27 protein-coding genes are annotated in these 26,226 nt (G+C 61.9%); 22 read left to right on the forward strand and 5 right to left on the reverse strand.

All coding sequences use genetic code 11. The features are described 5' to 3' along the window. The first annotated feature begins 6 nt into the window (after positions 1–6). The 15 genes from ASD07_RS30165 to ASD07_RS14390 all read left to right on the forward strand — a co-directional run bounded on the left by ASD07_RS30165 (position 7) and on the right by ASD07_RS14390 (position 16,417). Entirely contained in the window at positions 7–126 is a 120-nt protein-coding gene (locus ASD07_RS30165; RefSeq protein WP_082507346.1) for an entericidin A/B family lipoprotein, read from the forward strand. Positions 127–183: 57 nt separating this feature from the next. Beyond that, positions 184–831: a 3-isopropylmalate dehydratase small subunit gene (leuD, locus tag ASD07_RS14325; protein WP_055931184.1), complete on the forward strand. Its 648-nt coding sequence runs from the start codon at positions 184–186 to the stop codon at positions 829–831. 14 nt (positions 832–845) lie between these two features. Then, positions 846–1,913, forward strand: a complete 1,068-nt coding sequence (gene leuB / locus ASD07_RS14330; protein WP_055931187.1) for a 3-isopropylmalate dehydrogenase — start codon at positions 846–848, stop codon at positions 1,911–1,913. A gap of 26 nt (positions 1,914–1,939) precedes the next feature. After that, on the forward strand, positions 1,940–3,067 hold the full coding sequence (gene asd / locus ASD07_RS14335; RefSeq protein ID WP_082507312.1) for an aspartate-semialdehyde dehydrogenase: 1,128 nt from the start codon (positions 1,940–1,942) through the stop codon (positions 3,065–3,067). Positions 3,068–3,316: 249 nt separating this feature from the next. After that, positions 3,317–6,241 (forward strand): FimV/HubP family polar landmark protein, encoded by a 2,925-nt coding sequence (locus ASD07_RS14340; RefSeq protein WP_082507313.1) that lies wholly within the window; start codon positions 3,317–3,319, stop codon positions 6,239–6,241. Positions 6,242–6,299: 58 nt separating this feature from the next. Continuing rightward, positions 6,300–7,103 (forward strand): tRNA pseudouridine(38-40) synthase TruA, encoded by an 804-nt coding sequence (gene truA, locus ASD07_RS14345; RefSeq protein ID WP_055931197.1) that lies wholly within the window; start codon positions 6,300–6,302, stop codon positions 7,101–7,103. Between the two features lie 11 nt (positions 7,104–7,114). Continuing rightward, entirely contained in the window at positions 7,115–7,807 is a 693-nt protein-coding gene (locus tag ASD07_RS14350) for a phosphoribosylanthranilate isomerase (protein ID WP_055931199.1), read from the forward strand. Further along, a complete protein-coding gene (gene trpB / locus ASD07_RS14355) occupies positions 7,791–9,032 on the forward strand; it encodes a tryptophan synthase subunit beta (RefSeq protein WP_055931202.1) in 1,242 nt (413 codons plus the stop codon). The genes ASD07_RS14350 and trpB overlap by 17 nt, the downstream gene beginning before the upstream one ends. 13 nt (positions 9,033–9,045) lie before the next feature. Next, a complete protein-coding gene (gene trpA / locus ASD07_RS14360; RefSeq protein WP_055931205.1) occupies positions 9,046–9,849 on the forward strand; it encodes a tryptophan synthase subunit alpha in 804 nt (267 codons plus the stop codon). A gap of 89 nt (positions 9,850–9,938) precedes the next feature. Beyond that, the gene (accD, locus tag ASD07_RS14365; RefSeq protein ID WP_028104921.1) at positions 9,939–10,811 is read left to right on the forward strand and encodes an acetyl-CoA carboxylase, carboxyltransferase subunit beta; all 873 of its coding nucleotides are present in this window, start codon (positions 9,939–9,941) and stop codon (positions 10,809–10,811) included. 67 nt (positions 10,812–10,878) lie between these two features. Then, entirely contained in the window at positions 10,879–12,168 is a 1,290-nt protein-coding gene (gene folC / locus ASD07_RS14370; RefSeq protein WP_055931208.1) for a bifunctional tetrahydrofolate synthase/dihydrofolate synthase, read from the forward strand. An 11-nt stretch (positions 12,169–12,179) separates the two neighbouring features. Beyond that, complete coding sequence (locus ASD07_RS14375) at positions 12,180–13,112, forward strand: SPOR domain-containing protein (protein WP_055931211.1); 933 nt, start codon at positions 12,180–12,182, stop codon at positions 13,110–13,112. A gap of 24 nt (positions 13,113–13,136) precedes the next feature. Next, on the forward strand, positions 13,137–13,625 hold the full coding sequence (locus ASD07_RS14380; RefSeq protein ID WP_055931214.1) for a CvpA family protein: 489 nt from the start codon (positions 13,137–13,139) through the stop codon (positions 13,623–13,625). Positions 13,626–13,664: 39 nt separating this feature from the next. Beyond that, positions 13,665–15,188, forward strand: a complete 1,524-nt coding sequence (gene purF / locus ASD07_RS14385) for an amidophosphoribosyltransferase (RefSeq protein ID WP_055931217.1) — start codon at positions 13,665–13,667, stop codon at positions 15,186–15,188. Next, entirely contained in the window at positions 15,188–16,417 is a 1,230-nt protein-coding gene (locus ASD07_RS14390) for a cystathionine gamma-synthase family protein (protein WP_055931220.1), read from the forward strand. Before purF ends, ASD07_RS14390 begins: the two co-directional genes overlap by 1 nt. A 144-nt stretch (positions 16,418–16,561) precedes the next feature. Here the strand turns inward: ASD07_RS14390 and ASD07_RS14395 are convergent, their stop codons facing one another. After that, positions 16,562–17,107, reverse strand: a complete 546-nt coding sequence (locus ASD07_RS14395; RefSeq protein ID WP_055931223.1) for a CPBP family intramembrane glutamic endopeptidase — start codon at positions 17,105–17,107, stop codon at positions 16,562–16,564. A gap of 80 nt (positions 17,108–17,187) precedes the next feature. Between ASD07_RS14395 and ASD07_RS14400 the strand changes: the two genes are divergently transcribed. Next, entirely contained in the window at positions 17,188–17,829 is a 642-nt protein-coding gene (locus ASD07_RS14400; RefSeq protein ID WP_055931226.1) for a TetR/AcrR family transcriptional regulator, read from the forward strand. On the opposite strand, the gene ASD07_RS14405 is transcribed toward ASD07_RS14400, so the two are convergent. The 3 genes from ASD07_RS14405 to lexA form a co-directional block, all read right to left on the reverse strand. Next, positions 17,823–19,286 (reverse strand): hypothetical protein, encoded by a 1,464-nt coding sequence (locus ASD07_RS14405; protein WP_055931229.1) that lies wholly within the window; start codon positions 19,284–19,286, stop codon positions 17,823–17,825. The genes ASD07_RS14400 and ASD07_RS14405 overlap by 7 nt on opposite strands. Positions 19,287–19,391: 105 nt before the next feature. Next, positions 19,392–20,420, reverse strand: coding sequence for an alpha/beta fold hydrolase (locus ASD07_RS14410; RefSeq protein WP_055931235.1), 1,029 nt, complete (start codon positions 20,418–20,420; stop codon positions 19,392–19,394). A gap of 246 nt (positions 20,421–20,666) precedes the next feature. Further along, positions 20,667–21,356, reverse strand: coding sequence for a transcriptional repressor LexA (gene lexA, locus ASD07_RS14415; protein WP_055931238.1), 690 nt, complete (start codon positions 21,354–21,356; stop codon positions 20,667–20,669). 131 nt (positions 21,357–21,487) lie between these two features. On the opposite strand from lexA, the gene ASD07_RS14420 reads away from it, so the two are divergent. After that, on the forward strand, positions 21,488–21,949 hold the full coding sequence (locus ASD07_RS14420) for a hypothetical protein (RefSeq protein ID WP_055931241.1): 462 nt from the start codon (positions 21,488–21,490) through the stop codon (positions 21,947–21,949). Here ASD07_RS14420 and ASD07_RS14425 read toward each other — a convergent pair. Next, the gene (locus tag ASD07_RS14425) at positions 21,938–23,050 is read right to left on the reverse strand and encodes a DUF4351 domain-containing protein (RefSeq protein ID WP_055931244.1); all 1,113 of its coding nucleotides are present in this window, start codon (positions 23,048–23,050) and stop codon (positions 21,938–21,940) included. The genes ASD07_RS14420 and ASD07_RS14425 overlap by 12 nt on opposite strands. 155 nt (positions 23,051–23,205) lie before the next feature. On the opposite strand from ASD07_RS14425, the gene rpsF reads away from it, so the two are divergent. The 5 genes from rpsF to ASD07_RS14450 all read left to right on the forward strand — a co-directional run bounded on the left by rpsF (position 23,206) and on the right by ASD07_RS14450 (position 26,194). Continuing rightward, a complete protein-coding gene (gene rpsF / locus ASD07_RS14430) occupies positions 23,206–23,586 on the forward strand; it encodes a 30S ribosomal protein S6 (RefSeq protein ID WP_028104933.1) in 381 nt (126 codons plus the stop codon). A gap of 18 nt (positions 23,587–23,604) precedes the next feature. Further along, a complete protein-coding gene (gene priB, locus ASD07_RS14435; RefSeq protein WP_055931247.1) occupies positions 23,605–23,913 on the forward strand; it encodes a primosomal replication protein N in 309 nt (102 codons plus the stop codon). 15 nt (positions 23,914–23,928) lie between these two features. Further along, positions 23,929–24,219: a 30S ribosomal protein S18 gene (rpsR, locus tag ASD07_RS14440; RefSeq protein ID WP_028104935.1), complete on the forward strand. Its 291-nt coding sequence runs from the start codon at positions 23,929–23,931 to the stop codon at positions 24,217–24,219. Positions 24,220–24,253: 34 nt separating this feature from the next. After that, positions 24,254–24,706 carry a 50S ribosomal protein L9 gene (gene rplI, locus ASD07_RS14445; protein ID WP_055931250.1) on the forward strand — a complete coding sequence of 151 codons (453 nt, stop codon included), beginning with the start codon at positions 24,254–24,256 and terminating at the stop codon, positions 24,704–24,706. Between the two features lie 96 nt (positions 24,707–24,802). After that, a complete protein-coding gene (locus tag ASD07_RS14450; RefSeq protein WP_055931884.1) occupies positions 24,803–26,194 on the forward strand; it encodes a replicative DNA helicase in 1,392 nt (463 codons plus the stop codon). Positions 26,195–26,226: the final 32 nt, after the last annotated feature.

A 26,226-nucleotide genomic window follows, 5' to 3' on the forward strand; every position in this document is an offset into this window, starting at 1 on the left:
TCCAAAATGAAAAAACTATTCGCTATCGCTATCTCCGCCATCATCCTGACCGGCTGCAACACCGTTGCCGGCATCGGCAAGGATGTGCAAAGGGCCGGGCAGGTTGTAGAAAGCGCCGGCAAATAAAAGCTGGACGGCAGCCGATGCCCCGCGCATTGCCTGCCGTCGCCAACGCAGAGAATCATGGAAAAATTTACCGTCTATGAAGGTTTGGTAGCACCCCTTGACCGCGCCAACGTCGATACCGACGCGATCATCCCGAAGCAATTCCTGAAGTCGATCCATCGCACCGGCTTTGGTCCCAACCTGTTCGACGAGTGGCGCTATCTTGACCACGGCGAACCGGGCGTGGACAACAGCAAGCGTCCGCTCAACCCGGACTTCGTGCTGAACCAGCAACGCTACCAGGGAGCTTCGATTCTCCTGGCCCGCAAGAATTTCGGCTGCGGCTCGTCGCGCGAACACGCGCCATGGGCGCTCGACCAGTACGGCTTCCGCGCCATCCTCGCGCCGAGTTTTGCAGACATCTTCTTCAACAACTGCTTCAAGAACGGCCTGCTGCCGGTCGTCCTTGGCGAAGCGCAGATCGATCATCTGTTCAATGAAGTCAAGGCCTTCCCGGGTTACCGCCTGGTGGTGGACCTTGAGCAGCAGCGCGTCAGCACCAGCGACGGTTCCGTCTCCTACCCATTCGAGATCGACGCCTTCCGCAAATACTGCCTGATGCATGGTCTCGACGACATCGGCCTGACCCTGCGCCATGCCGACGAGATCCACGCGTTCGAAGAACGCCGCCTGGCAAGCCAGCCCTGGCTGGCCAACGTCATTTAACAGATAAGATCAACATGAAAATCGCAATCCTGCCGGGCGATGGCATCGGCCCGGAAATCGTCAGCCAGGCCGTCAAGGTCCTGCATGCGCTCGACGAAAAATTTGAGATGGAAACTGCGCCGGTCGGCGGCGCCGGCTACGAGGCCAAGGGCCACCCGCTACCGGAAGAAACCCTGGCGCTGGCCAAGGCGGCCGACGCCGTGCTGTTCGGCGCCGTGGGCGACTGGAAGTACGACACGCTGGACCGTCCGCTGCGCCCGGAGCAGGCCATCCTCGGCCTGCGCAAGAACCTGGGCCTGTTCGGCAACCTGCGCCCGGCCATCCTGTACCCTGAGCTGGCCGGCGCTTCCACGCTGAAGCCGGAAGTGGTGTCGGGGCTGGACATCCTGATCGTGCGCGAGCTGACCGGCGACATCTATTTCGGCCAGCCGCGCGGCGTGCGCGAATGCCCGGATGGTCCGTTCAAGGGCCAGCGCGAAGGCTTCGACACCATGCGCTATGCGGAAGGCGAAATCCGCCGCATCGCCCACGTGGCGTTCCAGGCGGCGCAAAAGCGCGGCAAGCGCCTGACTTCCGTCGATAAGGCCAATGTGCTGGAGACTTTCCAGTTCTGGAAAGACATCGTCACCGACGTGCACAAGGAATATCCGGACGTGGCGCTGGACCATATGTACGTCGACAACGCCGCCATGCAACTGGTGCGCGCGCCGAAGAAGTTCGACGTCATCGTCACCGGCAATATGTTCGGCGATATCCTGTCGGACGCCGCAGCCATGCTGACCGGCTCGATCGGCATGCTGCCTTCGGCTTCGCTGGATGCCAACAACAAGGGCCTGTACGAACCGTCGCACGGCTCGGCTCCCGATATCGCGGGCAAGGGCATTGCCAACCCGCTGGCCACGATCCTGTCGGCTGCCATGATGCTGCGTTATTCGCTGGGCCGCGCAGAGCAGGCTGACCGCATCGAAACCGCTGTCAAGAAGGTCCTGGCACAGGGCCTGCGCACGCCGGACATCTACGAAGCTGGGACCACCAAGGTGGGCACTTCGCAGATGGGCGATGCAGTGGTCGCAGCACTTTAAAGATTTCACATCCAAAGGAAAGCAAAATGAAACTCGTAGGTCTGGTTGGTTGGCGCGGTATGGTCGGTTCGGTCCTGATGCAGCGCATGCAGGAAGAGGGCGACTTCGCCCATATCGAGCCGGTGTTCTTCTCCACTTCGAACACCGGCGGCGCTGCGCCGAAGATGGCGAAGAACGAGACTACCCTGAAAGACGCCACCAACATCGACGAACTGAAACGCTGCGAGATCATCATCTCCTGCCAGGGCGGCGACTACACCACCGAGGTATTCCCGAAGCTGCGCGCAGCCGGCTGGAACGGCTACTGGATCGACGCCGCGTCGACCCTGCGCATGGACAAGGATGCCGTGATCGTGCTCGATCCGGTCAACCTGAACGTGATCAAGGACGCCATGGCCAAGGGCGTGAAGAACTTCATCGGCGGTAACTGCACCGTGTCCTGCATGCTGATGGGCCTGGGCGGCCTGTTCAAGCAGGACCTGGTGGAGTGGATGACTTCCATGACCTACCAGGCGGCATCGGGCGGCGGCGCGCAGCATATGCGCGAGCTGCTGACCCAGTACGGCACCATCAACGCCTCCGTCAAGCACCTGCTGGACAACCCGGCATCGGCCATTCTGGAAATCGACAAGCAGGTGCTGGCTACCCAGCACGGCCTGTCGCCGGAAGAAACCAGGCAGTTCGGCGTACCGCTGGGCGGCAACCTGATTCCGTGGATCGACAAGGACCTGGGCAACGGCCAGTCGAAGGAAGAGTGGAAGGGCGGTGCCGAGACCAACAAGATCCTGGGCCGCGGCGAAGGCTTCTCCGCTTCCGCCATCCCGGTCGACGGCCTGTGCGTGCGTATCGGCGCGATGCGCTGCCACAGCCAGGCGCTGACCATCAAGCTGCGCCAGGATGTGCCGCTGGACGAGATCAACGACATCATCGCCAAGGACAACCAGTGGGTGAAGTTGGTACCGAACACGCGCGAAGCGTCGGTCAAGGAACTGACCCCGGCCGCCGTCACCGGCAGCCTGGCGATCCCGGTCGGCCGCGTGCGCAAGATGTCGATGGGCGGCGACTACCTGTCGGCCTTCACTGTAGGCGACCAGCTGCTGTGGGGCGCTGCCGAGCCGCTGCGCCGCATGCTGCGCATCGTATTGGATAAATAATCTGTTATTAATCAGCTAATAACTACTGAATAATAAACAAGATAAGAAGTATTTTCTAAAAGCCGGATTTCAAAGGAAATTCCGGCTTTTTTCTTCGGGAGAAGAAATATTTTCGTCATGAACGAAACAGAATAGTTCCTTAACAGGGAGAATAGTGGGAGAATGCTTGCATGCTTTAAAGCATGATGTTATGTTGAGACCTCTGGAAAAGTAACTTTGTTTCCACGTTAACCATTTTCCGTCCTCACTATGCCTGTACAAAAACCTTCCAAGGTCGCTTCGTTCGCGTTGAAAACACTGACCGCTGCTATGCTCAGCGGTGCCGTGCTCGCACCTATTTCCGTCAACGCAGCAGGCCTTGGCAAGCTCACTGTGCTCTCCTCGCTGGGGCAGCCGCTGCGTGCCGAAATCGAATTGACGGCCGTCACCGCTGAAGAAGCGTCCGAACTGGTGGCCAAGCTGGCCTCGCCGGATGCCTTCCGCGCCGCCAATATCGACTTCAATTCGGCATTGCTCAGCCTGCGTTTCGAGGTCGAAGCCCGTGGCTCGCGCCAATTTATCCGTATTACTTCGTCCCAGCCAATCAACGAGCCTTTCGTTGACATGCTGCTGGAATTGACCTGGACCAATGGTCGCCTGGTACGCGAGTACACCTTCCTGCTGGACCCGGCCGACCTGCGTACCACCAACTCCGCACAGGTTGCGGCGTCGCGCAATACGCGTCCCGCTGCAACGTCGACTCCTGCTGCCGCCCCTGCGGCCGCAGCATCGGCGGCTGCACCTGGCACGGCACCGTCGGCGCCGGCTGCATCGTCGCGTGCACCGGCGGCGCCAGCTGCACCAGCTGCACCGCGCGCCGCCGCAGCAGCGCAAGAAGGCGCCGACAGCTATGCCGTCAAGAAGGGCGATACGCTGGGCAAGATCGCCGGCCGCCTGAAGCCAGCCGACGTGTCGCTGGACATGATGCTGGTGGCCCTGTACCGCGCCAATCCGGACGCGTTCAACGGCTCCAACATGAATCGCCTGAAGTCCGGCACCATCCTGTCCGTGCCGGACGCGGGCTCCGTCAAGGGGACCAGCCAGGGTGAAGCCCATGGCGTGGTGGTGGCCCATGCCGCCGACTTCAACGCCTACCGCTCCAAGCTGGCGGGCCAGGTTGCTGCGGCTACCCCGTCCAAGGAAGCGGAATCCCAGCAAAGCCAGACCGGCAAGATCACTGCCCAGGTCAAGGAACGCCCGACTGCCGTCAGCGAGTCGAAGGACCAGCTGAAACTGTCCAAGGCAGGCGAAGCTTCCAGCAAGCCGGGCAAGACCGGCGTGGTGGAAGACAAGATCGCCAAGGACCGCCAGATGGCCGACGCCAGCGCCCGTGTGAAGGAGCTGGAAAAGAACGTCAACAGCCTCGAGAAGTTGATGGAGGTGAAGAACAAGGCTGGCGCCAGCGCACAGGCGAAAGCCAGCGCGCCTGCTCCAGCGTCGGCGCCGGCTGCTGCGGCGCCTGCCGCCAGCCCGGTCGTCAAGCTGTCCGAGCCGGCCCCGGCGCCGGCGGCAGCGCCGGCCGCGGCGCCTGCCGCTGCCGCCCCGGTTGCCGCCGCGCCGGCGCCGGAAGCGGCAGCACCGGTGGAAGCTGCACCGGAAAAGCCAAGCAAGCCAAAGCGCACCGTCGTGACGCCGCCTGCGAAAGTCGAGCCGGGCCTGGTCGACATGATCATGGAAAACATCAAGCTGATCGGCGCTGGCGTTGCTGCGCTGCTCGGCCTGGCTGCGCTGATGGTGGTACGCCGCCGCAAGGCTGCCGAAGAGATGTCGATGATGAATACGGAAGCGGCCAGCGTGATGGGCGATCCGGGTACCACCGCGCATTCCCTGTTCGCCGAAACCGGCGGCCAGAGCGTGGACACCAGCAACAGCGTGTTCAACTCCAACTTCGCCCCTTCGGCCAGCCAGCTCGACACCAATGAAGTCGATCCGGTGGCGGAAGCCGATGTGTACATTGCTTACGGCCGCGATGCCCAGGCCGAGGAAATCCTGAAGGAAGCACTGCGCGTCCATCCGGAACGCCACCCGGTGCGCCTGAAGCTGCTGGAAATCTATGCCGGCCGCAAGGATGCACGTTCCTTCGAAACCCAGGCCAGCGAGCTGTATTCGATGACCAAGGGCCAGGGCGACGAGTGGGCGCAAGCCGCAGCGATGGGCGTCAGCATCGACGCTGACAATCCGCTGTACGTCAGTGCCGCACAAGCCAAAGCCGCCGGCGGCATGGTTGGTGCTGCAGCTGCCGCTGGCGCAGCCCCTTTCGTAGCCAGCGAGTCGAATGAGCTCAACGATTTCGCTGCGATGTTTGCCGAGCCCGCTGCTGCACCAGCCAATGCTGATGGCCTGGACCTGGACCTGAGCCAGGATGCCGCGCCAACTGCTGCTGCCAGCGTGATGGATTTCGACCTGGACCGCGACGCAGGCGCGCTGCCGTCCTTTGCTGAAGAAACCAGGCCAAGCCCGAAAGCTGCCGACAGCAATACCCTGGACTTCGACCTCGGCGGCCTGAGCTTCGACGAGCCGGCAGTTGCGGCTCCGGTGGTCGCTGAAGCGGCCCCGGCGCCGGTTCCTGCTGCGGAAGAAGTGCAGGACCTGTCCTTCGACCTGGGCCTGGATACCCCAGCCGCCAAGATTGAAACGGTGGAAGCGGCGCCGGTGCCTGACGCCATGTCCGATATCGGCATGGACTTCAACCTGGACCTGCCAAGCGAATCCAAGCCGGCAGCAGTCGCGGCCGACCCGCTGGCAGACCTGAGCAGCATGGACTTCTCGCTGCCTGGCGCGAGCGCGGCGGTTGCTGCGCCGGTTGAAGAAGCTCAGCTGTCGGCTGCCGATTTCGCGCTGGACTTGCCGCTTGAAGCGGCACCTGCGGCCGCTGCCGCTCCGGCAGCAGCCGACTTCGACCTGTCCGGCATCGACCTCGACCTCGGCGGCGCCGGCCAAGTGGCCGAAGCACCGAAGAACGAAGACGAGATGTCCGCCCTCCACATGGAGATGGACACCAAGCTGGACCTGGCAGTGGCTTACCAGGAAATCGGCGACAAGGAAGGCGCTCGCGAGCTGCTGGATGAAGTGATCCGCGGCGGCAGCGACGACCAGGTTGCACGCGCCAGTACCATGCGCTCGCAACTCGGCTAAACCCTGTTTCACCGTATAATGCCCGGTCACAGATCAATCTGACCGGGCATTTTTTATTTTGAAACGCATTGCATTAGGGCTTCAGTACAACGGCGCCGGCTGGCTTGGCTACCAGGTCCAGCCGCACGGCCAGACCGTGCAGAACAAGCTGGAGGAAGCCATCGAGCGCTTCGCCTGCGTCAAGCTGGGCACCACTTGCGCCGGCCGCACCGACGCCGGCGTGCACGCGCTGAACCAGGTGGTGCACTTCGACACCGGGCTCGATCGCGCCGAACACGCCTGGGTACGCGGCATCAATGCCTTCCTGCCAGAATCGATCGGCGTGCGCTGGGCGCGCTACCTGCCGCAGGCGCCGACGCCGGAGCAGGAATTCCATTCCCGTTTCAGCGCCCGTTCCCGCACCTACCATTACCTGCTGTACAACCAGCAGATACGCTCGCCGCTGCTGGCAGGCCGCGCCGGCTTTACGCACTGGAAGCTGGACGTGGAGCGCATGCGCGCAGCGGTCAAGCCGCTGATCGGCACCCACGACTTCACTGCCTTCCGCGCTGCCATGTGCCAGGCCAGGACGCCGGTCAAGGAGATGCAGATGATCGAGATCGAGCGCCACGGCGACATGATCCTGTTCACGCTGCGTGCCAACGCATTCCTGCACCATATGGTACGCAACCTGGTCGGCGCGCTGGTGTATGTGGGCCAGGGCCGCGAGAACACGGATTGGCTGGGCGAGCTGCTGGCAGGGAAGGACCGCACCAAGGCGGCGCCAACCTTCATGCCGGACGGGCTGTACCTGTCCAAAATCGAATACGACGCAAAATGGGGCTTGCCGCAAGAAGAGCCCAGCATCCTGCCAGCCTTCTGAGGAAACCTGCAATGCCACGCACCCGCATCAAGATCTGCGGCCTGACCCGCGAAGAAGACGTCCAGGCCGCCGTGGCTGCGGGCGCCGATGCGGTGGGTTTTGTATTCTACGAAAAGAGCCCGCGCTACGTGGCGCCGGCGCGGGCGGCCGAGCTGATTGCACTGCTGCCGCCGTTCGTAACGCCGGTCGGCCTGTTCGTGAACCACACGGCGCAGCAGGTGGCGGCAGCCGTGGCGGTGGCGCCAGTATCGCTGCTGCAATTCCATGGCGATGAAACGGCAGGGCAATGTGCCGAGGCGGCGCGCGCTGCCGGGCGTGCCTTCGTGCGGGTATTCCGCGTCAAACCCGACACAAGCGGCGCTGAGCTGCTAGAATATGAGCGACTTTGCCGCGCATCCAGTGGCTTGTTCTCGGGCCTCCTGCTCGACACCTTCGTGGATGCATATGGCGGCGCAGGAAAGGTTTTCGATTGGTCCCTAATCCCAAAAGATCTCGCGCATCGGGCCGTTTTGAGTGGTGGCTTGAGCGTGCAAAATGTGACTGGCGCAGTGGCCAGCGTTCGCCCTTACGCGGTTGACGTCTCAAGTGGCGTCGAGCGCGCCAAGGGCATCAAAGATGCTCGCCTGATCGCGGAGTTCATTCGCGGCGTGCGGGCAGCAGATGCCACTATTGAGAAAGACCTGCACCATGAAAACCCCGCTTGACGCGCCTCCAGCGCACCTGTTTCACGCCTCGTCCTACCACCTGCCTGACGCCACCGGCCATTTCGGCCCCTACGGCGGCTCCTTCGTTGCCGAAACCCTGAGCTACGCGCTGGCCGAACTGCGCCAAGCCTATGAGCGCTACAGCAAGGACGAGCTGTTCCTCGAAGAATTCCGCTATGAGCTGAAGCATTTCGTCGGCCGTCCGTCGCCCGTGTACCACGCCAAGCGCTGGTCGGCGCAGATGGGCGGGGCGCAGATTTTCTTCAAGCGCGAAGACCTGAACCACACCGGCGCGCACAAGATCAATAACGTGATCGGCCAGGCCTTGCTGGCCAAGCGCATGGGCAAGCCGCGCATCATCGCCGAAACCGGCGCCGGGCAGCACGGTGTCGCTACCGCCACCATCTGCGCGCGCTTCGGCCTGGAGTGCGTGGTGTACATGGGCAGCGAGGACGTCAAGCGCCAGGCGCAGAACGTCTATCGCATGAAGCTGCTGGGTGCGACCGTGGTGCCGGTGGAGTCCGGCTCCAAGACCCTGAAGGATGCGCTGAACGAAGCGATGCGCGACTGGGTGACCAATATCGAGAACACCTTTTACATCATCGGCACTGTGGCGGGCCCGCACCCGTATCCGATGATGGTGCGCGACTTCCAGTCCGTGATCGGCGAGGAATGCCTGCAGCAGATGCCCGAGATGACCGGCCGCCAGCCTGACTACGTCGTGGCCTGCATCGGCGGCGGCTCGAATGCGATGGGCATTTTCTATCCCTACATCGACCAGGCTGCAACGGCGCTGGTGGGCGTGGAGGCGGCAGGCGAAGGGCTGGGGTCCGGCAAGCACGCTGCTTCGCTGACGGCCGGCTATCCGGGCGTGTTGCACGGCAATCGTACCTATTTGCTGCAGGACGAGGGCGGGCAGATTATCGAGACGCATTCGGTGTCGGCCGGCCTGGACTATCCGGGTGTCGGACCCGAGCACTCCTACCTGAAGGATTCGGGACGCGCGCAATACGTGTCGATCACCGACGACGAGGCGCTGCAGGCTTTCCATGATTGCTGCCATATCGAGGGCATCATTCCGGCGCTGGAGTCGTCGCATGCGCTGGCGTATGCGGCCAAGCTGGCGGCGACCCTGCCGAAGGACAAGATCATCCTGGCCAACCTGTCGGGCCGCGGCGACAAGGATATGCATACCGTTGCGCAGCGCGCCGGGTTGCAGTTCTAAAACCGGAAAAAACATGACTCGTATCGAACAAACCTTCGCCGCCCTGAAAGCGCAAAACAAGAAAGCCCTGGTCACCTTCATCACCGCTGGCGACCCGCATCCCGGCAAGACCGTGGAACTGATGCACGCCCTGGTGGACGGCGGCGCCGACATCCTCGAACTGGGCATCCCGTTCTCCGACCCGATGGCCGAAGGCCCGGTCATCCAGCGCGCCTGCGAGCGGGCACTCGCCAACGGTGTCGGCATCCGCGACTGCTTCGACTTTGTGCGTGAATTCCGCAAAACCAACACGACCACCCCGGTCGTGCTGATGGGCTACGCCAACCCGATCGAGCGCCTCGGGCCCGACGCCTACATCGACGCCAGCCGCGCCGCCGGTGCCGATGGCGCCATCGTGGTCGACTATCCGCCGGAAGAGTGCGAGGAATTCGCCGCCAGGATGCGCGCGGCAGGGCAGGACCTGATTTTCCTGCTGGCGCCCACCTCGACCGAGCAGCGCGTGCAGCAAGTAGCGCGTGTCGGCAGCGGTTTCACGTACTATGTGTCGCTGAAAGGCGTGACCGGCGCCGGGCATATCGACACCGAGGACGTGGCGCGCCGCCTGGAAATGATCCGCAAGCACATCCAGCTCCCGCTGGGCGTCGGTTTTGGCATCCGCGACGGCGAAACCGCGCGTGCGGTGGCCAGTGTGGCCGATGCGGTGGTGATCGGCAGCCGCATCATCCAGGAAATCGAGGCGGCAGGCCCGGAAAATGCTGCAAAATCAGTACGATCGTTCGTTTCCGGCATTCGCCAGGCACTCGACGAAAAGCGTTGAATTGAGAGCAATGTTCTGCCTGTTTTGTTCGACAGGACAGGCAGAACCGGCTACACTTCCGGCCTAAGTTAGTGCAAGAGGAGAAATATATGAGCTGGTTGGAAAAATTGCTGCCACCGCGCATCCAGCGCTCGGACGCTGCCGCTCGCAAGACAATGCCTGAAGGCCTGTGGGTCAAGTGCCCATCCTGCGAGGCTGTGCTGTACCGTACCGACCTCGAATCGAACCTGCATGTCTGCCCCAAGTGCGACCATCACATGCGTATCCGCGCCCGTGAGCGCCTGGATGCACTGCTGGACGCCGGCGGCCGTTACGAAATCGGCCAGGAAACCCTGCCGGTCGACACGCTGAAGTTCAAAGACAGCAAGAAATACCCGGATCGCCTGAAGCAGGCGATGGAAGCCACCGGCGAAACCGACGCCCTGATTGCGATGGGCGGCTCGATCATGAGCCTGCCGGTTGTCGTGGCATGCTTCGAATTCGAATTCATGGGCGGCTCCATGGGTTCCGTGGTTGGCGAACGCTTCGCCCGCGCGGCCCAGGTCGCACTGGAGCAGAAGGTGCCGTTCATCTGCGTGACCGCGACTGGCGGCGCACGTATGCAGGAAGGCCTGCTGTCGCTGATGCAGATGGCGAAAACCACTGCCATGCTGACCAAGCTGGCCGAGAAGAAGCTGCCGTTCATCTCCGTGCTGACCGACCCCACCATGGGTGGCGTGTCCGCATCGTTCGCCTTCATGGGCGACGTGGTGATGGCCGAACCGAAGGCACTGATCGGCTTCGCCGGTCCGCGCGTGATCGAAAACACCGTGCGTGAAAAGCTGCCGGAAGGCTTCCAGCGTTCCGAGTTCCTGCTGACCAAGGGCGCGATCGACATGATCGTGGACCGCCGCCAGATGCGCGAAGAAATCGCCCGCCTGCTGGCACTGATGCAGAACCAGGCCGTGGAAGTGCTGGCCTAAGTTTCAAGTTTCACCCGGCGCGCGCAGCCTCCTGCGCTGCGCGCCCAAAAATCCCTCCCTGGCGACAATGTCCAATCTCCCGAATACCCTCCCTGAATGGCTTGCGCTGATCGAGTCGCGCCACGCCGAAACCGTTATCAACATGGGCCTGGACCGCGTGCGCGCTGTCAAGCAACGCATGGCGCTGGCTTTCAAATGCCCGGTCATCATGGTGGCCGGCACCAACGGCAAGGGCTCGACCTGCGCCATGCTGGAATCGATCCTGCTGCAGGGCGGCTACCGGGTCGGCCTCTATATCAAGCCGCACTTCCTGCACTTCAATGAGCGTGCGCGATTGAATGGCGACCTGGCCAGCGACGAGCAGCTGGTGGAGAGTTTCATTTTCGTGGAGCGGGCGCGCGGCGATATCTCGCTGACCTATTTCGAGTTCACCACGCTGGCCATCATGCACCTGATGTCGCAAGCGACGCTGGACGTGGTCATCCTGGAGGTGGGCCTGGGCGGCCGCCTGGACGCGGTCAACGTGATCGACGCCGACGTCTCGATCGTGACCAGTGTCGATATCGACCATGTCGATTACCTCGGCGGCACGCGCGAACAGATCGGCTTTGAGAAGGCCGGCATTTTCCGCACTGGCAAAGTTGCCATCTGCAGCGACCCGGTAGCGCCGCAGTCCCTGATCGATCACGCCATGGAAATCGGCGCCGACCTGTGGCTGATGGGCCGCGACTTCAATTACGCCGGCGACAAGCAACAGTGGAACTACGGCGGCCGTTCACAGCGCCGCAATTCCCTGGCTTATCCCGGCCTGCGCGGCGCCAACCAGCTGCTGAACGCCTGCGCGGCACTGGCAGCGCTGGAAGCGCTGAAGATGGAACTGCCGGTCGGCGCCCAGGAAGTGCGTACCGGCCTGGTAATGGTGGAGCTGCCGGGCCGCTTCCAGGTCCTGCCCGGCCGCCCGACCGTGATCTATGACGTGGCGCACAACCCGCACGCTGCGGCGGCGCTGGCGCAAAACGTCGGCAATATGGGTTTCAGCCCTTACACCTTCGCGGTGTTCGGTTCCATGCATGACAAGGATATCGATGGCGTGATCACGGCCATGGCGCCATGCGTCGACCATTGGTGCCTTACCAATTTGCCATCGCCGCGCGCGGCCACCGCTTCCGAACTGGCCGCCAAGGTGCAGTCAATTGAACCGAAAATGGGCGAAAAAACCGCTAATATTTTCGATGACCCAGGTCAAGCATTCGCAAATGCGATGGGCAGGGCGGGCGAGAATGATAGAATTGTGGTCTTTGGATCATTCCTGACTGTCGCCGGCGTCATGGCGGCGAAAAAATCCTCACTCCACTGAGAAAATTCCGCATGGGCTTGTTATCGAAATTTGGCAAAAACAAGCAAGATGCTGCTGGTGAAGACAGCGGCTACTACCGCGCACAGGACGACAGGGCTCTCGACGAAAAGGCCCGTTCCAAGCGCGCATCCAGCGCTGGCGCCGACGCGGCGCCGCGCCGCAACAGCAGCAAAAATACCCAAGATCCTGTACTGCCCGAGAAGAAACGCGCGCGCCGCCGCCTGGTAGGCGCGATCGCGCTGGCGCTGGCCGTTGCCATCGGCCTGCCGATGCTGCTCGATTCCGAGCCTAAATCGTCGGTCTCCGATATCGCGATCAATATGCCGTCCAAGGACAAGCCGGGCGAGCCGCTGAATGGCGGCCCTGCCGTCGCACCGGCGCCTGCCATCGCGCAGCCGCCCGCGCCGGCTCCAGCCACCACCAAGCCGTCTGCTGCCGCACCGAGCTCGCGCACCGTTGGCCCGGTCGCCGCAGCCGGTTCGTCCCTGGATAAGGGCGAGGAAATTGTCAACGTGCCTGCCAGGCCGGCCGTGACCGAACCTGCGAAGCCGCCAAAAGCGGCCGAGCCCAAAGTCGCCAAGGCCGAGGTGAAGCACCCCGAACCGAAGCCGGAGCCAAAGAAACCGGAGCCTAAAGCGGAAGCCAAGCCTGCCCATTCAGACGATGCGCGCGCCATGGCTATCCTGGAGGGCAAGCCAGCCGAAGCAGCGCCCTTAACCAAGTACGTGATCAAGGTTGGCGCCTTCGCCGCAAAGGATAAAGTGGACGAGCTGCAGCGCAAGCTGGGCGAGGCCGGCATCAAGTCTTATGCGCAAAAGGTCAATACCGCAAACGGTGAATTGACCAGCGTGCGGGTCGGCCCGTTCCCGAACAAGGAAGAAGCCGAAAAGGTCAAAGCCAAACTGGGCAAACTGGGCCTGAGCGGCAGCCTTACCCCGGCCTGACTGACGATTTGAGGCTGCGCTGACGTGACGATTTTCGATTACCTGGTTATTTTCGTGCTGATCGCATCCATCGTCATTAGTACCATGCGCGGCCTGATCAAAGAGGTATTGTCGCTGGCCGGCTGGATCGTCGCCTTCGTGGTCGCCAATGCTTACGGCCCGTGGCTGGCTGACATGCTGCCGGAAGCCCTGCCGGGCGCCGTAGTGCGCCTGATCGTTGCCTTCATTGCACTGTTTGTCGGAGTGCTCATCCTCATGGCCTTGCTGACCATGGCAATCAATGCGCTGATCGAGGCGGGCGGCCTGTCGTTCGCCGATCGCGGCCTGGGAGCCCTGTTCGGGTTCGGCCGCGGCATTGTGATTGTGCTGGTTGGCGTCATATTGTGTGGGATGACCACGATGCCCAAGCAGGAATTCTGGAAGAACGCGCTGTTGAGTCCCATGGCGGAATCCGGCGTGCGTACCGTGAAACCATTCCTGCCCGCCGCGATGGCGGAGCATGTCCATTTTTAGAATTCTTTAAATCCGCAGCACCAAGTTTAGGAGCACACCATGTGTGGCATCGTCGGCGTCGTATCCCACCAACCAGTCAACCAGATGCTGTATGACGCGCTGCTGCTGTTGCAGCACCGCGGCCAGGATGCGGCAGGTATCGCAACCAACCAAAGCAACACGTTCTCCATGCACAAGGCCAATGGCCTGGTGCGCGACGTGTTCCGCACCCGTAACATGCGTTCGCTGAACGGCACCTCCGGTATCGGCCACTGCCGCTACCCGACCGCCGGTTCTTCCAGCGAAGAAGAAGCGCAGCCGTTCTACGTCAACGCACCATTCGGCATCACCCTGGCGCACAACGGCAACCTGACCAACTGGGAACAGCTCAAGGACGAGATGTTCAAGATCGACCGCCGCCACATCAACACCGACTCCGATTCGGAAGTGTTGCTGAACGTGCTGGCGCACGAAATCCAGAAGGCATCGACCGGCGTTACCCTGACCCCTGCGAATATCTTCCAGGCGGTGACTGTGCTGATCAAGCGCGTGCGCGGCGGCTATGCGGCGGTGGCGCAGATCGCCGGCAGCGGCATGCTGGCGTTCCGCGACCCGAACGGTATCCGCCCGCTGTGCCTGGGCATCAATGAAGGGCCGGAAGGCACCGAATACATGATTGCCTCCGAATCCGTGGCATTGGAAGGCATGGGCTTCCGCTTCGTGCGCGACGTGCTGCCGGGCGAGGCGATCTTCATCGACATGGACAACAACCTGCACGCGCAGATCTGCGCCGCGGCACCGAAGCTGAATCCATGCGTGTTCGAATACGTTTACCTGGCGCGTCCCGACTCCGTGATCGACGGCGCCTCCGTCTACAACACCCGCCTGAAAATGGGCGAATACCTGGCCGACAAGATCAAGCGCGAAGGCCTGGCCGAAGGCATCGACGTCGTCATGCCGATCCCCGACTCCTCGCGTCCGGCCGCCATCCAGTTGGCGATGCGCCTGGGCGTGGATTACCGCGAAGGCTTCATCAAGAACCGCTACATCGGCCGCACCTTCATCATGCCGGGCCAGGCGATGCGCAAGAAGTCCGTACGCCAGAAGCTGAACGCCATCGGCGACGAATTCAAGGACAAGGTCGTGCTGCTGGTGGACGACTCCATCGTGCGCGGCACCACTTCGCGCGAAATCGTGCAGATGGCGCGCGAAGCCGGCGCCAAGAAAGTGATCTTCGCCTCCGCCGCGCCGCCGGTGCTGTACCCGAACGTGTACGGCATCGACATGCCGACCCGCGACGAGCTGATCGCCCACGGCCGCACGGTGCAGGAAATTTGCGAAGAGATCACCGCCGACGCGCTGGTCTACCAGGACCTGGAAGACCTGAAGAAATCCATCGCCGACGTCAATCCTGCGCTGACTGAATTCGAGGCGTCCTGCTTCGACGGCAAGTACATCACCGGCGACGTGTCGGCCGAGTACCTGGACCGCATCGAACAGGCGCGCCACAACCCGACCAAGGCCAAGGTTGCTGAAGATGCGGCCCGCACGCAGCTGAACCTTAACACTGCATCGGAATCCTGATGAAGAACTACGGCTTCACGTCCACCATCCTGCACAACGACCGCCAGAAAGGCATCGAACACGGCTCGCTGCACAAGCCGATCCACACTTCGGTGACCTTCGGCTATGCCGACGCGCGCCAGCTGGCGTCGGTCTTCCAGGGCAAGGAGCCGGGCTTCCGCTACGGGCGCCAGGGCAACCCGACGGTTGCCGCGCTGGAGGATAAGGTCAGCAAGATGGAGCAGGGCGTGGGCACGATCTGCTTTGCCACGGGCATGGGCGCCATCGGCGCCGTGTTCCAGGCGCTGCTGCGTGCCGGCGACCATGTCGTGTCGTCGTCGTTCCTGTTCGGGAATACCAACTCGCTGTGGCAAACCGTGGCGGGGCAGGGCGTGGGCGTGGACTTCGTCGACGCCACCGACGTGGCCAATGTGGCCGCCGCGCTCAAGCCTGAAACGCGCATGGTGTTCGTGGAGACCATTGCCAACCCGCGCACCCAGATCGCCGACCTGAAACGCATCGGCGAGCTGTGCGCGCAGCGCGGCATCCTGTACGTCGTCGACAACACGATGACGTCGCCATACCTGTTCCGTCCCAAGGACGTGGGCGCAGGCCTGGTAGTGAACGCGCTGACCAAGTCGATTGGCGGCCATGGCAACGCGCTTGGGGGCGCGTTGACCGACACCGGCGCTTACGACTGGACCCGGTTCCCGAACATCTTCGAAAACTACAAGAAGAACCCTTCAGTGCAGTGGGGCCTGGTGCAGATCCGCGCCAAGGCGCTGCGTGATTTCGGCGCCTCGCTGGCGCCGGAAGCCGCGCACCATATTGCGGTCGGCGCCGAGACGCTGGCGCTGCGCATGGACCGCGCTTCCGCCAACGCGCGTGCGCTGGCCGCGATGCTGGAAGCCGACCAGCGCGTGGCGGCCGTGTATTACCCGGGCCTGAAATCGCATCCGCAGCATGGCATTGCAGCGGAGCTGTTCAAGGACTTTGGTTCGCTGCTGAGTTTCGAGCTGAAAGACGGCATCGACTGCTTCGATTACCTGAACAAATTGAAGCTGGCGATCCCGACTTCCAACCTGGGCGACACCCGCACCCTGGTCATTCCGGTCTCGCACACCATCTTCTACGAGATGGGCCCGGAGCGCCGCGCCTCCATGGGCATTGCCGATTCCCTGATCCGCGTGTCAGTCGGCATCGAAGACACCGACGACCTGATCGCTGACTTCCGCAGCGCCCTCGACTGATTCCGCGGCCGGCCGGTAGTAGGCCAGCGGTAGCAAGTCCAGCATAATGTGCAATACGATCGCCAGCGCCAGATGGCCGTTGGCGATCGCCACCAAACCCAATATCCCACCGACGACAGCCGCGCGCAGGGCCGCAATGGCGCCCTAGTAGGCATGCGCCAGCCCGAAAGCAGCAGAACTGAGCAGCCATGCCCAAGCCAGCCCCAGTTCTCCAAAGCAGGTGAGCAGGAAGCCCCGGTACACCAGTTCTTCGCAGACCCCCGCCGACACTGCGAGAACGATCCACCAGCGCCGTTCGCGCGTTCCGACCGGCAGCATGAATTTCAAGGACTGTGCGGCGGCCTCGCATTGCCGCTGGAACCGGGCATTGAACAGGCAATACACGGCCTGCGCAGCCATCACGGCGGCCAGCAACAGTGCGCTGCCCAGCACCAGCCAGCGTGCAATGGCGCCACCAGTAGTGAGCCACGCCATGCCATCCACGCTGCCCGGGGCCTCGAACAGGCTGGCCGGGGCACTGAGCCATGCTGCTGCACCGGTCATCAGCCAAAGCATGGCGATGTCCTTGCGATAGCTTGCGCGCCGGCTTGCGCTATCGCTGTCGGCCTTCAGCCGGCGCGATGAGGCGGCTTCGACCAGCGGCAGGAGGATGCAGATTGCGAAGGCGTAGATGGTGGACAGCACGGACATGGGATTTCCTTGCTAAAAATATGAATGTGAATGCGAATTCACTTTTACATTTTTCGCCGAAAATGTCTATACTTTGCGGCATGGACAAGCAAATGACCCCGGCGCGCCAGCAGCGCAGCCGCGATACGGAGGAGCGCCTGCTGAATGCGGCGTTGCAGCTACTGGAAGAGGAGGGGCTGGATGCCGCGCTCATTCCGCGCATCGCCGAGCTGGCACAAGTGGCACCGGCCAGCGTCTATCGCCGATTTGCAGATAAATCAGCCCTGCTGCGAGCGGCCTTCCTCAAGGTCCTGAGAAGCAGCAACGAGTCAAACCAGGCCCAGGCTGCGCAAAAGATCTCGCGTACCAGCCTGGCGGAAAGCCTGGGGCAGATGGCTACGCAGCTGTTGGAGCAGTACCGCGCATATCCTCACTTATTGCGGGCGCTGATGCGCTTCATGGAAAGCGATTCCGACACCGGTTTCGTCCAGGATGCGCGTGAGATCATGCGCATGAACGTGGAACTGATGGTCGATTTGCTGATGCGGCACCGCACCGAGGTTCGACATACGCCAAAGCGCAGCGCTGTGCATTTCGCCGTCACGGGTATGGCATGTACGATCCAGAGCTATACCCTGGACCAGGAGTCGCTTTGGCACGGCGCAGCGGCCATGACCGATGAGGAGATGGCGGTGCGCGCGGCGCACTGTGCATATGCTTACCTGGCGACGCCGCTTCAGTAAGGCGTGCCGAAAATGGCCCTGAAGCGGGCCTTCTGCTCGGCGCTAGCTGCCGGATCGCGCAGCAGGTAGGTTTCCAGCATGCCGAACTGCTCGAGGCGCAGGCCGATGTCCTTGAACAGGGACGCGAGGTCGGGCGCCTTGCTGGTGGCGACGATGTTGTTCAACAGCGGGTCGAGATCGACGCCGCCGATCACCTTGCCGATGCGCACGATGTCGGCCTGCTCGTACACCTTGCCCTTCTGGCCGAATTCCTTGTACATCTCGTGCAGCAGCGTGTCCAGGCTGACCTTCCCCTTGCTTGCCTTGCGCAGTTCCACGTCCATCGCCAGGCCCGCAATGGTGCCACCGCCGTAAACCAGCAGCCAGTTGCGGTGTTTGTCCTTTACCGCTTCGCGCACCGTGACGGTCAGCCCCTGCACATTGCGCGCCACGTTCTGGCCGCGCGCCAGGTTCTCGAGCTGCTGGATCAGCATAGTGCGGTCCATCAGCTTGTTGCGCGCCATGGTGACCACGGTGACGTAGTCGTTTACGCCTTCCTTGAACCACTCTTCGCTTTCGTTTTTCGGCACCAGCGAGTGGCCGTCCCAGAAGTGGGCCAATTCGTGCGCCATCACCTTGCCCCAGATCGGGCGCGCCACTTCGCTGCCATCGTCTTTCAGGTATTGGCTGAAGGAGCCGGCGAAAGCGCCGCCGTCGCCGCTATCACCCTGGTTGACCACGATCAGGAAGCGGTCTGCGACCGGGCCGCGGCCGTACAGCTTCCGGTAGCTGTTCATCTGTTTGTCGATCATGGAGATGAAGGCGTCGCGGCGCTTCCAGTATTGCTTGCCCATCACCAGCGTCATTTCGACGCCGCCGGCCTTGAAGGTTTCCGAGCGCGCCGTGCCGAAGAAGAAGGCGTTGTTTACCAGTTCGCGGCGCGAATCCACGACGAAGGTAGCCGCCTTGCCGGCGCTGCGCCACGGGGTATTGGCTTTCCAGCCCGCTGGCAGGTCGAAGGCGACTTCGGTTTCACCGTGCATTTTCACGCCCGGCACAATGAACAGCGGGTAGCCGACCGACATCAGCCCTTCGTCGGTGTGATAGGACACTTCTTCGTTCCCGCCCGGCCACTGGTATTTGTCGTGTTCCAGCCGGATGTCGTAGGACAAGCGCAGGCGGCGGTCGCCATCGACCTCGTATTCGCCTTCGCCTTTATCGTTGAGCGCGACGGCGCTGCCGGCCATGTCGCGCACGGCCAGCTTTTCGATCAGGTCGGCCTGGCCATTCTTCAGTTGCGGGATCGGCATGCAATTGAACAGCACCAGTTCACGGCCCTCGACCCAGACGTCGGCTTCGACGTGGGCGCGCTGGGCATCCTTGTCGATGCTCAGGCGGTAGTGGTTGGTCTGGTTGTCGAAGGCGAACGCGGATCGCGCTGCCAGCATCGCGGCTGCGATGCACAAAGGCTTGAACATGAAATCTCCCCGGTGGTGGTGTGTTTTTGATGACTGTAAGTCAGCGCAGCCACCCGGGGAGCGTGGCTGCGACGAAATGCAGGATTGGCGGGACAGGCGGCAGGGCTAGCGTAGCGCTTTTTCCACAACTGCCTTCATGGCTGGCATGGCGCAGCGCAGTGCCGCGTGGCCGCAGTCGGTGTCCAGCACGGTGGCTTCTTCCTTGCGCAACTTGGCGAAGGCAATCGCAGGGCCAGGGTTCACCAGGTGGTCTTGCGCGGCGTTGATCGGGACCAGCCGCGCCTTGATGCGTGGCGCCGCTTCTTCCAGCTTGCCGCCCTGGGAGATATCGTGGCCCAGTACGGCGCGGATCTGCCACAGGGAGTTGTTGGCGTCCGTGCTGTCAGGCTCGGAGGCCTGGCTCTCGCGGAAGAATCTTTCGAAGTCCTTCGGCGCGGTGCGCGCGCTGCGATGTGCCGGGCTGTCGAAGTTCATCGCGAACAGCAGGTTATACATCGGCAGCGGCGGGTTCCTGGCGTAGCGGCCGCCGGCATAAGCCGGCTCGTCGAGAACCGATTTCTCCACGATGCGCAGGAACAGCATGTCCGAAGATGTCAGGCGCGGGGTGCCTGCGATCGGGATCGCAACGTCCATGAAGCCAGGGTAGCTGGCGGCCCACTGGAAAGCCTGCATGCCGCCCATCGAATAGCCCATCACTGCGTGCACGTGCTTGATGCCCAGCTTTTCGGTCAGCAGCTTGTACTGGCTGGCGACCATGTCACGTACCGTGAATTGCGGGAAGGAGGGGCCGGGCTGCGCCTTGCTGTTGGATGGTGAGCAAGACACGCCGTTACCCAGGGCATCGACCACGATCACGTACCACGGTGCGGGATCGAACAGGGCGCCGCTTTGCAGCATGCCGGCCGCATCGCGGCTGGTGCCGGTGTGCCAGGTTGTGAACAGGATGACATTGGATTTGTCGGCATTCAGGGTGCCGAAGGTGCGGTAGCCGATCGAACAGTCGCTGATGGTGGCCTTGTTTTCAAGCTGCAGGTCGCCCATATTGGCGAATTGTTGTTGCGGGGCGGCGGCGTATGCGGTGGAAGCCGACAATGCGAAGGCGCACACGATCGAGCTGATACGGCGGAAGTGCATGTTATCTCCTCTTTTTTCGATACAAGAAGGATAACTCGGGCGGGCCATGCCGTGGCAGCCGAGTGCGACAGGCTGCAGGAATCGGGGAGCAGGCTGGCTTAAAACGTCACGGCGCCGGGCATGCCGTAAGGATGGCGCCAGCCGGGCAGGGCGCGAATGCGGTTGGTTGCGCAGAACAGCCATGGCGGCATCGGGCCTATGGCAGTGCTGCTACTTGGGGTATCAGCCGCGCCTTGAAGGATGGCATCAGTGCCAGGTCCGCATCAGGCCGACGGCCAGGCCTTCCAGCGCGAAGTCGTCTTCCGGACTGACTGTGATGATCTTGAAGTCCGGATTTTCAGGCAGCAGTTCGATCTTGCTGCCGGTCTTGCGGTAGGTCTTGACCGTGACATCGTTGCCGATGCGGGCCACGACGACCTGGCCATTGCGGGCAGTGTCAGTCTTTTTCACCGCCAGCAGATCGCCGTCCATGATGCCGATGTCGCGCATCGATTCGCCGCGCACCTTCAGCAAGAAGTCCGGCTTCGCCGAGAACAGCTTGGGGTCGACGTTGTAGGTGGTTTCCAGGTTTTCCTGCGCCAGGATAGGCGAGCCGGCGGCCACGCGGCCGATCAGCGGCAGGGAGACCAGCATGCCGGCCGGTACGGCTGGCATGTCGTCAAATTCGATTTTGGCGCGCGCTGACTGGCGTGGGGCGGCGGTGCCGGTCGAGGCGCCGCCGAAGTTGCCGGTCAGGCGGATGCCGCGCGAGGTGCCGGCGGTGATTTCAATAGCCCCCTTGCGCTGCAGGGCTTTCAAGTGTTCTTCCGCGGCGTTGGCGGATTTGAAGCCAAGTTCCGCCGCGATCTCGGCACGAGTGGGCGGGAAGCCGGTGTTGTCGATCGCATCCTTGATCAGGTTGAGAATCTGTTCTTGTCGTGCTGTGAGCTTGATCATGGCGCTATGGTGAACTGTGAATATAGACAGTCTGTATTTTTGTACAGTGTGGATCGAATTGCAAGCAAATTTGTTGCATCGGCAGAAAATATTCGGCTTAATGTCGATTCGACAACCATTGGAGGGCAGGGATGGGACGATTTGCTTTCTTGCTGGCGGCGGGGATTTCTTTGTTCGGTGCCCTGATCCATTTTGTGGCCCCTTTGCTCGGCCCCGAATGGTATGCGTTCCTGCAGGCGCCGCCCAAGGTAGTGGCTTCGGCACAAGCCGGCGGGTTGCTGGCACCGACTGGTGCGATGGCAATTGGCGTGCTGATGCTGGTTTGCGCCTTGTATGCGTTGGCGGGGGCCGGCCTGCTGCGCTGGCTGCCTTTTGCGCAGATGGTGCAAGGGACCGTGGCTGCTGTTTGCCTGCTGCGTGGCTTGCTGGTGTTGCCTTATTTGTACAGATTTCCTGAACGCGTATGGACATTCGATGCCATGGCTTCCGCAGTCTGGTTCGCTGCGGGGCTTGGATTCCTGGTCGGAATCCTGCGATCGACCAATGCGCGGCGGGCCGTGATCGCGGCGCCTGGCGACGCGTCAGGGGCTTAGCCTGGCTTTGGCCAGCGCTTCGGCAAGGGATTCGGCCTCGAACACTGCCAGCCCAAGGGCGTCCAGCTGCTCCGGGCTCGCCTGGCGCAGGCGGGAGAGTACGGATGAAGGCAGCGGCGTGAAACGGCTGGCAAGTTGCGCCGCCAGCAACTCTACCTTGCCGCGTCTCAATCCGAGCTGTTCGCCTTCGGCCATACCTTCAGCCTTACCTTCAGCCTTACCTTCAGCCTTACCTTCAGCCTTACCTTCAGCCTTACCTTCAGCCATACCTTCAGCCATACCTTCTGCGTGACCCTCGGCATGGCCTTCGGCCGCAGCTGATTTGCGCACCCTGTCGCCCTCCCTGGCAAGCGTCTTGCGGATGTTTTCGGCTAGCATGTAATTCAGGCTGTTCTTGGGCAGCGTGGGCTGCAGCCTGAGCAGATCGTCGATATCCATGGGTAATCTCCTTTGCCACTTCGACGGTAACGGGATCATGTAGTCTAAGACTGCCTGCAACACGAAAAGTTCATCGACGAGCCATACTTTTTCGTGCATCAGTCCCACCAGTAATTCTTTGGTTGGCTCGCGTCGCGCTGGATTGTGGCGCGTCTGGCGCAGCTTTAAGTGGACAAGGGCGGTGAATCCTGCCGGGTTGTCGGTGGCCGCAAGTTCTTCGAGCCGGTCGCGAAAATCCATCAACTTGGCGACGCGGAACTGAACGGAAAATCCGCTCCCGGCCTCGTTGCTGTCGAACCGTTCGGGGCGCCAGTGGAGGCCGGGGTCGGCGAGCAAGGCCAAGCTGATGACCGGCAGCCCAAAACGCGCACGTAAGGCAGTGTGGTATTCCGCCATGCGCCGGTCGAATCCTGCTTGGCGGCAGCATTGGATTTCGATATGGAGGCAAAGGTCGCGTCCATCCCGATTTGTGGTAAGAATGATCACATCGGGATGGCGCGGGGCCACTGCCGCGCTATCGCTGGCTGGCGCCAGTTCGTGGTCGGGAAGGCGATAACCGTGGCCCCAATCGATGCTCGCGGCGACATCAGGAAAGAACAGCCGCAGGAAATCGGCCGGATAACGGCTGGCGATCAGCTTCCATGCGAGGTCGGGGCGGTCCATGGCCCAGCATGCCAGCCCGGGGGAAAGGGGCCTTGCGCGCCATCAGTAAAGCTTGAGCCGGCCGGCAAAGTCTGCTATGCTTGCGGGCTTACCTCTTCCCACACCCGTCTTGACGCCGGGGTGGGCTATATTCACAGTCCTTAAGGGAGTTATTAATGCGTCACTACGAAATCGTATTTATCGTCCATCCGGACCAGAGCGAGCAAGTGCCCGCGATGATCGAACGTTACAAAGCCAGCGTGACCTCGCGCGGCGGTAACGTGCACCGTGTTGAAGATTGGGGCCGCCGTCAAATGGCTTACTCGATCCAGAAACTGGCCAAGGCACACTACATCTGCCTGAACATCGAGTGCGACAACGAGACCCTGGTTGAGCTGGAAACCGCATTCAAATTCAATGATGCCGTGCTGCGTCACCTGACCGTCAAGATGAAGAAAGCGGAAACCGCTCCTTCCCCAATGATGAAGTCGGTCCAGCGTGAAGACGCGGCCAAGAGCCATCGCGCCGAAGCCCCAGCAGCTCCTGCAGCGGCCTAATTCCTGACAGGAGACGGTCTGTACAACCAGCTCCGGGTTACCGCCCTGATTGCCGAACGGGATGAAATTCGTTACACCCCGGCCGGCCTGCCGATTGTGAATGCAAGCTTGCAGCACAGTTCGCAGCAGACAGAGGCAGGCATTGCCCGACTGAGCGAGTTTGAGATCCCTGCCGTTGCGGCAGGCGAGTTGTCAAAACGCTTCAGTCAGGCGCCCCTTGGAGGCTTGTACGAGTTCACCGGTTTCCTGGCCAAGAAGAACCGCAATAGCAGAACCCTGGTGTTTCACATCATTGATTTTCGTGCTGCCCAAGCAGCGCACATTTAAATACAGGAGCCTAAAATGGCATTCGGTAAAAAGTTCGACAAAAACAAGCTCAAGCTGAAAGAAAAGCGCAAGCAACAAAATCCACTGTTCAAGCGCAAGAAGTTCTGCCGCTTCACCGCAGCTCACGTTGAGCAAGTGGACTACAAAGACGTAGACACCCTGAAAGATTTCGTCCAGGAAAACGGCAAGATCATGCCAGCACGCCTGACCGGCACCAAGGCGCACTACCAGCGTCAAGTTGACACCGCGATCAAGCGCGCCCGCTACCTGGCCCTGCTGCCGTACACCGATCTGCACCACGCTTAATTAGCGATCAGATCAGAGATCCTGGAGAAATAATATGCAAATCATCCTTTTGGAAAAAGTTGTTAACGTCGGCAACCTGGGCGACGTGGTGAAAGTGAAAGACGGCTACGCCCGTAACTTCCTGATCCCTCAGAAACTGGCACGCCGCGCTACCGCTGCTGCTGTTGCTGAATTCGAAGCCAAGCGCGCTGAACTGGAAAAAGCTGCTGCCGCCAAGCTGGCTGCTGCCCAAGCCCAAGGCGAAAAGCTGAACGGCATGACCGTGACCGTATCGCAGAAAGCCGGCGTTGACGGCCGTCTGTTCGGTTCCGTGACCAACTTCGACATCGCTGAAGCCCTGACCAAAGCTGGCTTCGCAGTGGAAAAGTCCGCTGTGCGCCTGCCAACCGGTCCTCTGAAGACCACCGGCGAGTTCCCAGTGGCCGTGGCCCTGCACACCGACGTCGTGGCGGAAGTGACCGTAGCTGTTGTTGGCGAAGCTGCTTAATCAGCGTCGTAAATACAGCAAAAAAGCCGGGTTCGCCCGGCTTTTTTTATTTCCAGGGATTCTTACGGCGTTGCCGAAGCAGGTATAATGCGCGCCATGAACGCCGCACCCCAGTCCGACCCACAAGTCGATTCCCTCCGCATCCCGCCGCACTCGATCGAGGCAGAGCAATCTGTCATCGGTGGTTTGTTGCGCGACAACGCGGCGTGGGACCGTATTGCGGACTTCATGAATGCGGAAGACTTCTACCGCTACGACCACCGCATCATCTTCGAGCAGATGGTGCGCCTGATTAACTCGGGCAAGCCGGCTGACGTGGTAACCGTGTTCGAAGCGCTCAGCATGCTGGGCAAGGCGGAAGAGGTGGGCGGCATGGCCTACCTGAACGCCATGGCGCAAAACACGCCCTCGGCCGCGAATATCCGCCGTTATGCCGAAATCGTGCGCGACCGCGGCGTGCTGCGCAAGCTGATCACGGTAGCCGACGAAGTGTCGGGCAATGCCTTCAGCCCGCAAGGCAAGGAAGTGAAGCAGATCCTGGACGAGGCGGAATCGAAGATCTTTGCCATCGCCGAAGCCGGCTCGCGCGGCGCCGCCGGCTGGCTGCCGGTGCAGCCCCTGCTGACCCAGGTGGTGGAGCGCATCGATGAACTGTATTCGCGCGATAGCGGCTCCGAAATCACCGGCGTGCCGACCGGCTGGACCGACCTGGACAGGATGACTTCCGGCCTGCAGCCGGGCGACATGGTGGTCGTGGCGGGGCGTCCATCCATGGGCAAGACCGCTTTCTCGATGAACATCGCCGAAAACGTGGCGGTGGAGGCCGGCCTGCCGGTCGCCGTGTTCTCGATGGAGATGGGCGGCGTGCAGCTGGCCATGCGTATGCTCGGTTCGGTAGGCATGCTGGACCAGCACCGCCTGCGTACCGGCAAGCTGATCGACGAGGATTGGCCGCGCCTGACGCACGCCATCCAGAAGATGAATGACGCCCAGGTCTATATCGACGAGACCCCGGCACTGAACCCGATCGAGATGCGCGCCCGTGCGCGCCGCCTGGCCCGCCAATGCGGCAAGCTGGGCCTGATCGTGGTCGACTACCTGCAGCTGATGCAGGGCAGCCAGCCGGGCGACAACCGCTCGGCCGAGATCTCCGAGATCTCGCGCTCCCTGAAGGGCCTGGCCAAAGAGCTGCATTGCCCCGTCATTGCGCTCTCCCAGCTGAACCGATCGCTGGAACAACGTCCCAATAAACGTCCCGTCATGTCCGACCTGCGCGAATCCGGCGCTATCGAGCAGGACGCCGACGTGATCATTTTCCTGTATCGCGACGAAGTCTATAACCCGGACTCGCCGGATAAAGGCACCGCCGAAATCATTATCGGCAAGCAGCGTAACGGTCCAATCGGGGCGATCCGCCTGACCTGGATCGGTGCGTACACCAAGTTTGGCAATTACACCGGTAACCTGTCGATCTACCAAGGCGACTGATTACCAGGCGGGCCACGCTGGGTGGCCATGCT

The organism is Duganella sp. Root336D2, from assembly GCF_001425005.1.
In the GTDB taxonomy this organism is placed as follows: domain Bacteria; phylum Pseudomonadota; class Gammaproteobacteria; order Burkholderiales; family Burkholderiaceae_D; genus Rugamonas.

Coding starts and splice junctions, on each gene's coding strand:
- ASD07_RS30165 (WP_082507346.1), top strand. CDS start 7: ATGAAAAAACTATTCGCTATCGCTATCTCCGCCATCATCCTGACCGGC.
- leuD (WP_055931184.1), top strand. CDS start 184: ATGGAAAAATTTACCGTCTATGAAGGTTTGGTAGCACCCCTTGACCGC.
- leuB (WP_055931187.1), top strand. CDS start 846: ATGAAAATCGCAATCCTGCCGGGCGATGGCATCGGCCCGGAAATCGTC.
- asd (WP_082507312.1), top strand. CDS start 1,940: ATGAAACTCGTAGGTCTGGTTGGTTGGCGCGGTATGGTCGGTTCGGTC.
- ASD07_RS14340 (WP_082507313.1), top strand. CDS start 3,317: ATGCCTGTACAAAAACCTTCCAAGGTCGCTTCGTTCGCGTTGAAAACA.
- ASD07_RS14350 (WP_055931199.1), top strand. CDS start 7,115: ATGCCACGCACCCGCATCAAGATCTGCGGCCTGACCCGCGAAGAAGAC.
- trpB (WP_055931202.1), top strand. CDS start 7,791: ATGAAAACCCCGCTTGACGCGCCTCCAGCGCACCTGTTTCACGCCTCG.
- trpA (WP_055931205.1), top strand. CDS start 9,046: ATGACTCGTATCGAACAAACCTTCGCCGCCCTGAAAGCGCAAAACAAG.
- accD (WP_028104921.1), top strand. CDS start 9,939: ATGAGCTGGTTGGAAAAATTGCTGCCACCGCGCATCCAGCGCTCGGAC.
- folC (WP_055931208.1), top strand. CDS start 10,879: ATGTCCAATCTCCCGAATACCCTCCCTGAATGGCTTGCGCTGATCGAG.
- ASD07_RS14375 (WP_055931211.1), top strand. CDS start 12,180: ATGGGCTTGTTATCGAAATTTGGCAAAAACAAGCAAGATGCTGCTGGT.
- purF (WP_055931217.1), top strand. CDS start 13,665: ATGTGTGGCATCGTCGGCGTCGTATCCCACCAACCAGTCAACCAGATG.
- ASD07_RS14390 (WP_055931220.1), top strand. CDS start 15,188: ATGAAGAACTACGGCTTCACGTCCACCATCCTGCACAACGACCGCCAG.
- ASD07_RS14395 (WP_055931223.1), bottom strand. CDS start 17,107: ATGTCCGTGCTGTCCACCATCTACGCCTTCGCAATCTGCATCCTCCTG.
- ASD07_RS14400 (WP_055931226.1), top strand. CDS start 17,188: ATGGACAAGCAAATGACCCCGGCGCGCCAGCAGCGCAGCCGCGATACG.
- ASD07_RS14405 (WP_055931229.1), bottom strand. CDS start 19,286: ATGTTCAAGCCTTTGTGCATCGCAGCCGCGATGCTGGCAGCGCGATCC.
- ASD07_RS14410 (WP_055931235.1), bottom strand. CDS start 20,420: ATGCACTTCCGCCGTATCAGCTCGATCGTGTGCGCCTTCGCATTGTCG.
- lexA (WP_055931238.1), bottom strand. CDS start 21,356: ATGATCAAGCTCACAGCACGACAAGAACAGATTCTCAACCTGATCAAG.
- ASD07_RS14420 (WP_055931241.1), top strand. CDS start 21,488: ATGGGACGATTTGCTTTCTTGCTGGCGGCGGGGATTTCTTTGTTCGGT.
- ASD07_RS14425 (WP_055931244.1), bottom strand. CDS start 23,050: ATGGACCGCCCCGACCTCGCATGGAAGCTGATCGCCAGCCGTTATCCG.
- rpsF (WP_028104933.1), top strand. CDS start 23,206: ATGCGTCACTACGAAATCGTATTTATCGTCCATCCGGACCAGAGCGAG.
- rpsR (WP_028104935.1), top strand. CDS start 23,929: ATGGCATTCGGTAAAAAGTTCGACAAAAACAAGCTCAAGCTGAAAGAA.
- rplI (WP_055931250.1), top strand. CDS start 24,254: ATGCAAATCATCCTTTTGGAAAAAGTTGTTAACGTCGGCAACCTGGGC.
- ASD07_RS14450 (WP_055931884.1), top strand. CDS start 24,803: ATGAACGCCGCACCCCAGTCCGACCCACAAGTCGATTCCCTCCGCATC.